The 12,038-nt window shown below is 62.2% G+C and carries 8 protein-coding genes; 3 read left to right on the top strand and 5 right to left on the bottom strand.

The annotated features are described in order from the left end of the window. Positions 1-2 precede the first annotated feature (2 nt). The 4 genes from aroQ to BLV09_RS07840 form a co-directional block, all read right to left on the bottom strand. Positions 3-470 carry a type II 3-dehydroquinate dehydratase gene (gene aroQ, locus BLV09_RS07855; protein WP_146686875.1) on the bottom strand — a complete coding sequence of 156 codons (468 nt, stop codon included), beginning with the start codon at positions 468-470 and terminating at the stop codon, positions 3-5. Between the two features lie 224 nt (positions 471-694). Further along, entirely contained in the window at positions 695-1,402 is a 708-nt protein-coding gene (locus BLV09_RS07850) for a DUF1236 domain-containing protein (protein WP_146686874.1), read from the bottom strand. A 190-nt stretch (positions 1,403-1,592) separates the two neighbouring features. Continuing rightward, positions 1,593-2,363: a DsbA family protein gene (locus BLV09_RS07845; RefSeq protein ID WP_100381588.1), complete on the bottom strand. Its 771-nt coding sequence runs from the start codon at positions 2,361-2,363 to the stop codon at positions 1,593-1,595. 109 nt (positions 2,364-2,472) lie between these two features. Next, positions 2,473-3,876, bottom strand: a complete 1,404-nt coding sequence (locus BLV09_RS07840; protein ID WP_146686873.1) for a M48 family metalloprotease — start codon at positions 3,874-3,876, stop codon at positions 2,473-2,475. 101 nt (positions 3,877-3,977) lie between these two features. Here BLV09_RS07840 and BLV09_RS07835 point away from each other — a divergent pair, with 101 nt between their 5' ends. Both BLV09_RS07835 and dctA read left to right on the top strand, forming a co-directional pair. Further along, positions 3,978-5,165 (top strand): pyridoxal phosphate-dependent aminotransferase, encoded by a 1,188-nt coding sequence (locus tag BLV09_RS07835; RefSeq protein ID WP_146686872.1) that lies wholly within the window; start codon positions 3,978-3,980, stop codon positions 5,163-5,165. A 151-nt stretch (positions 5,166-5,316) separates the two neighbouring features. Continuing rightward, positions 5,317-6,642, top strand: coding sequence for a C4-dicarboxylate transporter DctA (gene dctA, locus BLV09_RS07830; protein ID WP_146686871.1), 1,326 nt, complete (start codon positions 5,317-5,319; stop codon positions 6,640-6,642). Between the two features lie 155 nt (positions 6,643-6,797). Here dctA and BLV09_RS07825 read toward each other — a convergent pair whose 3' ends face one another. Beyond that, entirely contained in the window at positions 6,798-9,878 is a 3,081-nt protein-coding gene (locus BLV09_RS07825; protein ID WP_146686870.1) for an Rne/Rng family ribonuclease, read from the bottom strand. Positions 9,879-10,593: 715 nt separating this feature from the next. Here BLV09_RS07825 and BLV09_RS07820 point away from each other — a divergent pair. Next, a complete protein-coding gene (locus BLV09_RS07820; protein ID WP_146686869.1) occupies positions 10,594-11,910 on the top strand; it encodes an N-acetylmuramoyl-L-alanine amidase in 1,317 nt (438 codons plus the stop codon). Positions 11,911-12,038: the final 128 nt, after the last annotated feature.

Here is a 12,038-nt window from a genome sequence, read left to right as displayed (position 1 = left end):
CGTCAGGCTTTTGCCTTGACGCCGATCCTGGCGGCCAGGCCATTGATCGCGAGCCGGTAACCGTCGATGCCGAAGCCGGAAAGCGTTGCGAAGGCAGCCTTGGCCGTGAACGAATGGTGCCGGAAATTTTCGCGGGCGTGAATATTGCTGATGTGCACTTCCACCGTCGGGATTTTCACCGCGACCAGGGCGTCGTGCAGCGCGATCGAGGTGTGCGAGTAACCGCCGGCGTTGATGATGATCCCGGCCGCTTTCTTCGCGTGCGCCTCGTGGATGAAATCGATCAGTTCGCCTTCGCGATTGGATTGCCGGCAATCGGCTTTCATGCCGAATTGCGCCGATGTCTCGGCGCAGAGCTTCTCGACGTCGGAGAGCGTCGCGTGGCCATAGGTCTCCGGCTCGCGAATCCCCAGCAGATTGAGGTTCGGGCCGTTGAGAATATAAATCGTCTCGGCAGGTGTGTTGGCCATCCAAATCCCGGCGATGTGGCGGTGGTGGCGCGGTTATAGGTAACAACCGGCCCAAGGGGAAGCCTCCGCCCCCTGCCGTTTCCCGTCCAAATGCTTCATGCAGTTCGTAAAAAGCCGCGTGGAACCTACGGAAATCACTCATTAACCAAGGTTAAAGGATGGTGAAGCGGGACAAAGGGGGCGGGCATCGCTGCCCGCCCCGGATGGTCGTCCCTGTGGAAACCTCAGGCCTCGATGACGGCCACGATTTCGAAGGTGTTGGGATCAATCACCAGGATCTGGTCCCTGACGAGGATGAAGTTATATCCGCGCCACTCCGGGTAAATGGTCACGACTTCCGCGGGAAGCGGACGGAAGGCGACGTCGTGCGGAACGCGGGTGCCGACCGAAATCGAGAAGTTTACATTCGTGACCGGGGCCACATGCTGCTCCTTGATCACGGTGGTGATCTTGGTGCGCTGGTCGCTCGAGAGCTTCGCTCCGGCGCCGGCCTGTCCCGTCGTGGTCTGAGACTTGTTTTCCGCCGTACCCTTGTTTTCCGCGGCGCCCTTCACGTTGCCGTCGCGGCCTTCGGCCTTCATGCCTTTCTGGTCTTCACGGCCTTCAGCCTTGATGTCCTTGCCGCCTTTGGCGTTGTCGTTCTCAGAGCTCATGCTCTTGGACTTCTGGCCTTGCATGGTCTCGTCGGCGCGCTGGTTCTTGCCGGCGGCTGGTGACTTCTCCTGCGACTGCGTGGACTTCATGCCCGGCTCCGTCGCGCCTTGATTCATCGGTGTCGCGGAAGTGCCGCGGTCGGACGATGGCGCACTCTGCTGAGCGGCAGGACCCGCTGACGGTGCTTCGCGGCTCATGCCGGTGCCCTGCGCGTTGGCAAACCCGGTTCCCGCGATCAACGCCGCCACGGCAACCGTCATCTTAAAGCGATTAATCATCGAAATTCTCCTCACACATTTGCATTGCCCGCGCCGACAACGACAGGCGATGTGCGATGTTCCTCGATATTGGAGCCTGCGACGATTTTGTTTGGTGAATGCGCGATGAACGTCTTGCTGTTGGGAACCGCTCAAAAACAAAGCCGGCGGTGCAACCGCCGGCTTTTCATGGATGCAACGATATCGAGCGTTAGGAGCAGGCGGCCTTGCCGCAGCGGGCGAGGGCAATCTTCTCCTTGAGACCATCAAGGCCGATCGCACCGACCACGACCTGCTTGCCGATCACGTAGCTCGGCGTGCCGTTCATGCCCATCGATTCGGCGAGCTTGAAGTTCTCCTCGATCGTGGCCTTTGCTTCCGGGCTCGCCATATCCTTTTCGAGCCTGGCCATGTCGAGGCCGGCGTCCTTGGCGGCAGCCAAGGCGTGCGCCTTGTCAGCCGGCCCGCGACCACCGAGCAGCTTCTGGTGGAAATCGAGATATTTCTTGCCGCCGGGATCCTGCATGCGCACGGCAACCGCGACTTGCGCGGCTTCAACGGAGCCCGGACTCAAGACCGGGAATTCCTTCAGCACGACCTTGAGCTTCGGATCGGTCTTCATCAGATCGAGCATGTCGGCCATGGCGCGTTTGCAATAGCCGCAATTGTAATCGAAGAATTCGACGAAGGTGACGTCGCCATCCTTGTTGCCGAGGACGACACCGCGCGGCGAATTGAAAATCGTCGCGGCGTTTTCGGCAACGCTGGCTTCATGCTTCTGCGCTTCCTCGGCGGTCTGGCGTTTGCTCAATTCCGCCATCGCCTCCTCCAGCACTTCGGGATGCGAGACCAGGTAGCTCTTGATGATCGCCTCGATATCGCTCTTCTGGGTGTCGGAAAAACTCTGCGCCGATGCGGCCGGCGGCATGGCGCAAAGCGCCAGCGCGAATAATGCGGGGGCAAGCAAGCGGAAGGAAGGCATTGGCAAATCCTCTAGGTGAAAGTGGTGTTCGAAAACCCTTGATCGTGTCGCTGGCTTGTCGTGTAGCGGGTTTTCGCGGGTTTGGCGTGATCTCTTGTTAGTCGCCCTTTTAGTCGCCTTTCTGGCCGGGCAACGGCTTTGCCGAGACGATGTCGTCAGCCTTGACCCATCCGGGCGTACCGATAGCGAAGCGCGTCTTGGCGCGCGAGGCGAGATCTCGCGCAGTCTTGTTGTCGCCGCGAAGATAAGCGGCCTGTGCCGAGGCCAGATCGGCCTCCGCATAATCTCCCTTCCGGCCGTAAGCCATCGCGAGCTGGGTATAACCCAGCGGTGCTTCGGTCTCCCGGCTCACCGCTGCGCGCAGAATCGCAATCGCTTCCGCGCTGTAGGCGTTATTATCCGTTCCCACGAGCGCCTGCCCAAGTAACATCTCGATGAGCGGCGCGTTATTCGAGAGCTGCACCGCCTTGCGCAGCGGCGCGATCGCCTCCGCGGGCTTGCCGCCTTCCAGCAGCGCCTGGCCGCGCAATTCATAGAAATAGGGGTTGGCGGGCTGCAGCTGGATCAATGCGTCAATCTGGGCCAGCGCATTACGCAAATCGCCGTGGCGATAGGTCGCAATCGCGTGGGCATAGCGCGCGGGCAGGCTGGTGTCCGAGAGCGGATAGCGTCGGTAGACCGTGTCCTGGCGCTCCATGAAGGCCGATATCTTGGCGCGCACCATGTCGTGGCGCATCTGCAGCGCGGGATCGTCTTTCTTGTCCCAGTATGGACTTGAATGCGCGATTTCCTCGAGCGCGGCGACGCGATCAGCCGGCATCGGGTGCGACTGAACGTAGGGGTCGGCGTTGTGCGCGGCGAACAGGCTGTCATCGGTAAAGCGCTTGAAGGTATCGTACATGCCCTTCGCGGACTGGCCGGTCGCCGTCAAAAACTTCACGCCGGCGCGGTCGGCGTTTTCCTCCTGCTGGCGCTGATAGGAAAGCAGGGTGCGGCGGATGACTTCCTGCGGCGCCGATATGGCGGCGGCGCCTGCGTTGGTCAGACCGTTATCGCCGCCGCTTTTTGCGCCCGCCACCAGCGCACCGGCGCCGAGCAGCATGGCAATCACCATCTGTGTCTGCGCTTGCGCCAGTTGCTGGCGGAGCTTGGCGAGATGGCCTCCGGCCAGATGGCCGGTTTCATGCGCGAGCACGCCGATGAGCTGGTTCGGGGTCTCGGACTGCATGATCGCGCCGTAGTTCACGAAAATCCGGTGACCGTCGGCGACGAACGCATTAAAAACGCTGTCGTTGATGATCACGACCTGGATGTTCTGCTTTTCCAGACCCGCCGCCCGCAGGATCGGCCGGCTGTAATCGCGCAACAATTGCTCGGCTTCGGTGTCGCGCAGGATAGGTGGCCCCTTGGCTTCCTGCGCGAAACTCGACATCGGTGTGAGGGCGAGTGCGACCGCGGTGACGAGGGCGGTCAGTTTCGGCATCCTGTTGCCGATTGCTATGCGAAGCAGCATTGAGCGGTCTTTAATCGTTGGCGACGGATCGGATACGATATATGCCCTAACAAACCGCCGAATGCGGCTAGTCTGGGGCACACGGCAAATAGCAGATATCGATGCTTGATGCGACATTGAGAGACCGCGCCAGAGGCCTTTTGACGGCCTCGGAACGCAGCAATGTTCCACCGTTCATGGTGATGGACGTGATGGCGGCGGCTGCGCGCATTGAAGCGTCCGGCGGCCACGTCATTCACATGGAAGTGGGACAGCCGGCCGCATCGGCGCCGAAAGCCGCGATATCGGCGGCGCGTGCCGCGATCGAAAGCGGACGGATCGACTACACCTCCGCGCTCGGTATTCCCTCGCTGCGTGAGCGCATCGCAAGGCACTATCGTGAAACTTACCGCTGCGCGGTGGACGCTGAACGGATTGTGGTCACCACCGGCTCGTCCGGCGCCTTCATTCTGGCGTTTCTCGCCATGTTCGAGCCGGGGGATCGCGTTGCCGTCACCGTGCCCGGTTACCCGCCGTATCGCCATATCCTCCATGCGCTCGGCTGCGAGGCGGTGCTGATCGAGACTTCGAGCGAAACCCGTCACGCCTTGACCGGCGATGCGCTGCTCGCGGCCCACCGCGAGAAGCCGCTGCAGGGCGTGCTGGTCGGCAGCCCGGCCAATCCCACGGGCACGATGATGTCGCGTGAGGCGCTCACCGGCCTGATGGCCGCGGCGGAGGGGGCGGGCATCCGTTTCATTTCCGACGAAATCTATCACGGTCTCGACTATGCGTTTCCCGCGGTGACGGCGGCGGAGCTATCGCCGCACGCGCTCGTCATCAACTCGTTCTCGAAATATTTTTGCATGACCGGATGGCGGGTCGGCTGGATGGTGGTGCCGGAACCGCTGGTGCGGCCGATCGAACGGTTGCAGCAAAACCTTTCCATCTCGGTTCCGACGCTGTCGCAGATTGCCGCCGAAGCCGCATTCGGGGGCCGCGAGGAGATGGAAGCGATCAAGCGCGGCTATCAGGAGAACCGCCGCATCCTGATCGAGGGCCTGCCGCGGGCAGGGCTCGCCGAGTTTCTGCCGGCAGACGGCGCATTTTACCTCTATGCGGATGTATCGAAATTCACCTCCGACAGTTTCGCCTTCGCCGGCGAGATGCTTGAGAAGGCGCACGTCGCGGCAACCCCCGGCATCGACTTCGACCCGGTGCACGGCCGCGCGTTCATGCGGTTTTCCTACGCGCGTTCGGCCGAGGAAATGCACGAAGCCGTGGCGCGCATTGCACGGTGGCTCGGATAGGCGGCAAGGCCTGTTGGTTGCCGGTATCCAGCATCGTGGCGAAGGGCGCCATTGACTTCGCCGGTCCCTTGATTTTGGTAGTGCACCGGGGACAGCCGTCCGGGCGTGGACAACGGACCAACCCGCGACATCAAATGGGGGAGTGCAACGCATGACGACAGCAATCGCAACGGCAGTGCCGGCGCGCCCGGCAAAACCCTGGTACAAAATACTTTACGTGCAGGTGCTGATCGCCATTCTGCTCGGCGTCCTCGTTGGCTGGCTGTGGCCCAGTTTTGCGACCAACGACTGGATCAAGGCGCTCGGCGACGGCTTCATCAAGCTGATCAAGATGCTGATCGCGCCGATCATCTTTTGCACGGTCGTCTCGGGTATTTCTCACGTTCAAGACGCCAGCAAGGTGGGGCGCGTCGGCGTCAAGGCGCTGGTCTATTTCGAGATCGTTTCTTCCTTCGCGCTGGCGCTCGGCCTTGTGATGGGCAATCTGTTCCAGATCGGCCATGGGCTCGCGGCAAGGCCGGACGCCGCCGCCGTGGCGACCTACGTCAAGCAGGCGGAAGCGCAGAAATCAGTCGATTTCATTCTCAACATCATTCCCGACAGCGTGGTCGGCGCGCTAGCACGCGGCGACATCCTGCAGGTGCTGCTGTTTGCCATCCTGTTCGGGTTTTCGTTGATGGCGATGGGCGAGCGCGGCGACCGCCTGCGCAACATCATCGATGATACGGCGCACGCGGTGTTCGGCGTGATCGGCATCGTGATGAAGGCCGCGCCGTTCGGCGCGTTCGGCGCCATGGCCTATACGATCGGTAAATTCGGGCCTGCCGCACTCGGCAATCTGGTCGGACTGATCGTGCTGTTTTACGCAACCGCGGGTCTGTTCGTGGTTGTCGTGCTCGGCCTGATCGCGCGGTTTGTCGGATTCAATATTTTCAAGTTCATCGCCTTCATCAAGGATGAACTGTTGATCGTGCTGGGCACCAGTTCGTCGGAAAGCGCGCTGCCGCAACTGATGGAGAAGCTTGAGCGGCTGGGCTGTTCCAAGCCCGTGGTCGGCCTGGTGGTTCCGACCGGCTACTCCTTCAATCTCGATGGCACCAACATTTATATGACGCTTGCAACCTTGTTCATTTCGCAGGCGCTCGGTGTCGATCTGACGTTCGGTCAGCAATTGACGATCCTGATCGTGGCGATGCTGACATCGAAGGGAGCGAGCGGTGTCACCGGTGCGGGGTTCATCACGCTGGCGGCGACGCTGACGGTGGTTAATCCGGCGCTGGTGCCGGGCATGGCGATCGTGTTCTCGATCGACAAGTTCATGAGTGAGGTTCGAGCGCTCACCAACATCACCGGTAACGGTATCGCCACTGTGTTCGTGTCGTGGTGGGAAGGCGAACTCGATCACGAGAAGCTGCACGCCAATCTCAATCAGAGCGTCGACGTGTCGGATCTGGAAACCGCCGTGACGACGGGTTAGGGCACGATCCCGAAAATGAGGGAACCGTTTTCGGCGATCTTCATGCCTCAAACAAGGAGCCTGATGCAGCAGAGTTGAATCGGGCTCTGGCGATTTCGGCGATAAAAAACCGCCCGGTTTTGCCGGGCGGTTTTTTATTCTGAGATTGTTGCGCGCTAGCCGCCACCGAAACGCCGCGACCACCAGCCGGCCTTGCGCGGCTGGGTGTCGTCTGTTGCCTCGGGAGCGGGTTGGGAAGGCTCGGGGACTGCTGCCGGCGGTTGCGGCTGGCTGTGCTCGGCAGGTGCCGCCGCAGCGGGTGGAGAATCGACCAGGAAGCTCACCTTTTCGCGAACCGTTGACCGTCGCCGCGCGGCCTTCTCGGCCTCGTGCGCGCTTTCCTCGGACGCAGAACCATGAGCCGGCTCAGGCTGCCCGCGTTCGGCGGGCTGCGGTTCGGCTGATGGTGCGATGGTTTCGGGTTGAATGGTCGGCAAATACGGCTCGTCCGAAACACCGTCAAAATCGGCGACCGCGTTCGTCACTTCCGGCGGCGAGGTCGGTTCGAGTTCGTCCGCAATCGATCCGGCCAGGCCATCCTCCGGTCCGCCGCGCCGGCGACGTCCACCGCGACGTCCGCGGCGGCGGGGCCGTCGTTCTCCGCCGGCCGACTGATCCGCGCGGGGGAAGCCGGGCTGCTCTTCGGATTCGTCCTCGTCGGATTCGCTTTCCTCTGCAACCGTGCCGGTCGCAGTCTCCGGCGCAGCTTGCACGACGTCCTGATCATTGCGTGGGAAGCCATTTTCGCGCGGCTCACCGGCGCGTCCGCGGCGACGCCGACGCCGACGCCGCTTCTGGCCATCGGCCTCGCTTTCGCCGCCTTCCTCGCCGGCCGCTTGATCGTCGGCCAGCCCTTCGGTTTCTTCGGTCTCAACTTCCGCTTCGATATCGAACGGCTCTTCGTCGTCGAACGCTTCCTCCGACGGCGGCGGGGCGGCCGCAGCCTGGGCTGCCAGCAGCGCCTTGGCGGCTTCCAGCGTATGCACCTGTTCGCCGCGATCAATGATGAAGGATTGCTGGCCGCTTACGGTCGGATCGGCGATCACGGACAGTGTGACCTTGAAGCTGTTCTCGAGATCGCGCAGATGGCCGCGCTTGTGGTTGAGGACGTAAAGCGCGACGTCGGTTCGCGTGCGGACCACCAGATTGTGGGTGGCGCCCTTCATCAGGATCTCTTCGATGCCGCGCAGCAATTGCAGCGCGACCGAGGATACCGAACGCACATGCCCGCTGCCGCCGCATTGCGGGCAGGGCTCGGTCGAACTCTCCAGCACGCTGGCGCGAATACGCTGGCGCGACATTTCGAGCAGTCCGAAATGCGAGATGCGTCCGACCTGGATTCGCGCGCGGTCCTGTCTCAGGCAATCGCTGAGCTTGCGCTCGACCGAGCGGTTGTTGCGCTTCTCGTCCATATCGATGAAGTCGATGACGATCAGGCCCGCGAGGTCGCGCAACCTTAGCTGCCTTGCGACTTCCTCTGATGCCTCAAGGTTGGTCTTGAGCGCGGTGTCCTCGATATGATGTTCGCGGGTCGACCGGCCGGAATTGACGTCGATCGAAACCAGAGCTTCGGTCTGGTTGATCACGATGTACCCGCCGGATCGCAATTGCACGGTCGGCGAGAACATGGCGTCGAGCTGGCTCTCGACTCCCATTCGCGAAAACAGCGGCTGGCCGTCGCGATAGAGTTTCACCGCGCGCACGTTCGAGGGCATCAGCATTTTCATGAAATCGCGGGCCTCCTGATAGCCGGCCTCGCCGGCAACCTGGATTTCGTCGATTTCCTTGTTGTAGAGATCGCGCAGCGAACGCTTGATCAGCGAGCCCTCTTCATAGACGAGCGTCGGCGCCTGCGACCTCAAGGTCATGTCGCGCACGGTTTCCCACATGCGGATCAGATATTCGAAGTCGCGCTTGATCTCGGGCTTGGTGCGTGACGCGCCGGCGGTGCGCAGGATGATGCCCATGCCCTCGGGCACGTCGAGATCCTGCACCACTTCCTTCAGCCGCGAACGATCCTGCGCCGAGGTGATCTTGCGGCTGATGCCGCCGCCGCGCGCGGTGTTGGGCATCAACACGGCATAGCGGCCGGCCAGCGACAGGTAGGTCGTGAGCGCGGCTCCCTTGTTGCCCCGCTCTTCCTTGACCACCTGAACCAGCATCACCTGACGGCGCTTGATGACTTCCTGAATCTTGTATTGGCGGCGCGGGCGGAAGGCGCGTTCCGGCACTTCTTCCAGCACATCATCACCGCCGACGGATTCAACCATCTCTTCCTCGGCATCGTCGCCGTCATCTTCATCGTCGTGATGCTCGTCGCCATGCGGCTCGGCGGCCTGTTCTGAAACGGCATGCTCGCCGTCGGCATGTTCGGCATGCAGCGAATCGTCGGTGTAGGCGGCGTTTTCCTCGGCCTCGGTCTGCTCCTCCCGGACGCGTTCGTCCGGCGCGGGCTCTTCGCGGATTTCGGCGCCGGCCGGCGTCTCGGACGCTGCTGCGGTCGATGCCTCGACTGCCGCGGCAACCGGCGTCTCGGGCTGAGCCTCCGGGGCGGGGGCCGGCGTCTCGTTTAACGCGTATTCGTGGCCGTGTTCCTCGTGATCGTGGTCATGATGATCGTGTTGATGATCATCATCGTGCGAATGGTCATGATCCGCGTGGTCGTGACCTTCGTGGTCGTGATGCTCGGTGTCATCGTGAGGGTGATCGGCATCATGTGCATGAGCGTGACCGTCGTTGGCGTGCTCGTGGGCTTCGTAGGGCTGCGGCGTCTGCGAGGGGTCGAGGCTCGCATTCTCGACGATGTCGCTCTGGACGCGGTCGCCATTGCCGCGGCGTCGCGCGTTGCGATGGCGTGGACGGCGCCGGTGGCTGGAGCGATTTTCGTTCTCTTCCTCGGCCTCGCGATGGGCGCGCTCATCCGCCTCGATCAGCGCCTGGCGATCGGCGACCGGGATTTGATAATAGTCCGGATGGATTTCGCTGAAGGCCAGGAAGCCGTGGCGGTTGCCGCCATATTCGATGAAGGCGGCCTGCAGTGACGGCTCTACGCGCGTGACCTTGGCGAGGTAGATGTTTCCACGCAGTTGCTTGCGTTGGGCGGTCTCGAAATCAAACTCTTCGACGCGATTGCCGCGGACCACAACGACCCGGGTCTCTTCCGGGTGGGTAGCATCGATCAGCATTTTGTTGGGCATTTTGGAACTCTTGACGGCGGCGGGCGCGTATGGCGGTGCGCGCGTGTCGCGCGGCCGGGTGACGCGACGGTCCACCTGATTCGGGGGTGAGGGGAAGGCCAAAACGCAACCCGGAGCGCCCCGCCGAACATGATCCTCGCAGATACAGGCGACGCGCGGAGCATTCGCTCCGCATCGGCGCGGTTCTTCGATCAATCATGGTTGGCAACACAGTCTGGCGCATCGAGCGTCGGCCCGTCTGAAAACACTTTTGGCGGCAAAAAGCGCCGCCTTGTCTGTCGCTAAAGGCCCCGGCGCGGCGCCGAAGCGCTCGCCGGCCATCGCATATCGGAACCTTGCGGCCCGGTAATCGGTTATGCCGTGTCTTAAACTGTCCCTGGAGCAAGAAAGTGACCTGGGACCGGACGCCGCTCGGGCTCGAAACCGCCTCTCCATGTCAGCCGCGCGCTGCGCTGGCTGGGGAAGGTCGGAAAGACGCTGGAATCCCCAATGTCGAGGTTTCCGGCGTTGCACCGGGAGGCTGAACGCGACACAACCGGGAGTATTAGCCGTCAGCCCCTCGTACATACGTGGATTGGCTGCCGGGTGCAAGGGAAGCGTCGCAGCACTGCAACACTCCGCCTTATTCGCGGTATGATTCGGGGTATGTTCCTTAAGCGGCGATTAACCCTGTAGTTCTATTGCGGTAAGAGGGCTGCTCGGAGGCATCGAATCGTTGGTGGGCCGCGCAAATCATCGGATTTTGCTGGGTTTTGCGCTCTTGTGCGCCGCAGCATTGGCGTGCGCCGGGGCCACCATCGTTGATGCGACAGCGGAACAGGCGCCGGCCCCGATCGTAGCCCCCAGTTTTCCCGTGGCCTCTGAAGCTCGCCTGGCCGGCGACGGCAAGCAAACCCGGTTTGTCCTCGATCTCGACAAGGCCATCCCGTTTCGTGCTTTTGCGCTGGCTGATCCATATCGGGTCGTGGTGGACATCCCGCAGGTCAATTTCCAGCTTACCGCGGGGACCGGCGCCGCCGGACGCGGATTGATCAAGGCGTTCCGTTATGGCCTGGTCATGCCGGGCGGCTCGCGAATCGTGTTTGACCTGACCGGCCCGGCCAAAATCTCCAATTCCTACGTGCTCGATGCCGCTAACGGCCAACCGGCGCGGCTGGTGCTGGAGTTTCAGGAAGTCGACCGCACCACCTTCGTGCAATCGCTTGCGGCGCAAAGCCGGCCTGAGCTGCGGCCGGCCATCGCCGACGCCGCGGCATCCGCAGCGTCGACCCCGGAAGCCAAATCTTCGGAGCCCAATCCCGCCGAATCAAAGCCCGCTACGACGGATCCACGCCCGTTGATTGTGATCGATCCGGGCCATGGCGGCCTCGACAACGGCACGCAGGCCGACGGCGAGAGCGAAAAGAACCTGGTGCTGGCATTTGGATTGGCGCTGCGCGATCGCATCGAGATGGGCGGCAAATACCGTGTCGTCATGACTCGCACCGACGATACCTTCATTCCGCTTGCCGATCGGGTGAAGATCGCGCGCACTCAATCGGCGGCGCTGTTCGTGTCGATCCATGCCGATTCGTTGCCGCGCCGTGAGGGTGATGCTCAGGGCGCGACGATTTACACCCTGTCCGATCGCGCCACCGATGCCGAAGCCGAGAAGCTGGCTGACGCGGAAAACAAGGCCGACGCCATCGGCGGGGTTAATCTGACGGAAGAGCCGACCGAGGTCGCCGACATCCTGATCGATCTGGCGCAGCGAGAAACCCGCACGTTTTCAAACCGCTTCGCGCGTTTGCTCGCAGGCGAGATGAAAAACACCGCGCGCATGTACAAGCACCCGCTGAAATCCGCCGGCTTCAGGGTGCTGAAAGCGCCCGATGTGCCGTCGGTCCTGGTCGAGCTCGGCTATGTCTCGAATAAAAGCGATCTCGAGCATCTGGTATCGGAAAACTGGCGTTCCCGGACCGTTGGGTCGATGACACAGGCCATTGACGCGTTCTTTGCAAAACGCCTGGCGACGGCCGGGCCCACGAATTGAGGGAAGCCCTAGTTTGGCCACAGCGGCGGCTTTATAAAAAACCGCAGCAAGGTGTTCGGAATCGATGAGGATTCCCGCTTCGGCGATCTAAAGTATATTGAGAACCCGCGGGGCACGGCAAATCATCC

This window comes from Bradyrhizobium canariense (assembly GCF_900105125.1).
GTDB classification, from domain to species: Bacteria; Pseudomonadota; Alphaproteobacteria; order Rhizobiales; family Xanthobacteraceae; genus Bradyrhizobium; species Bradyrhizobium canariense_A.
Note: the sequence above shows the minus strand (reverse complement) of the source record. Positions and strands in the feature narration are given on the sequence as shown.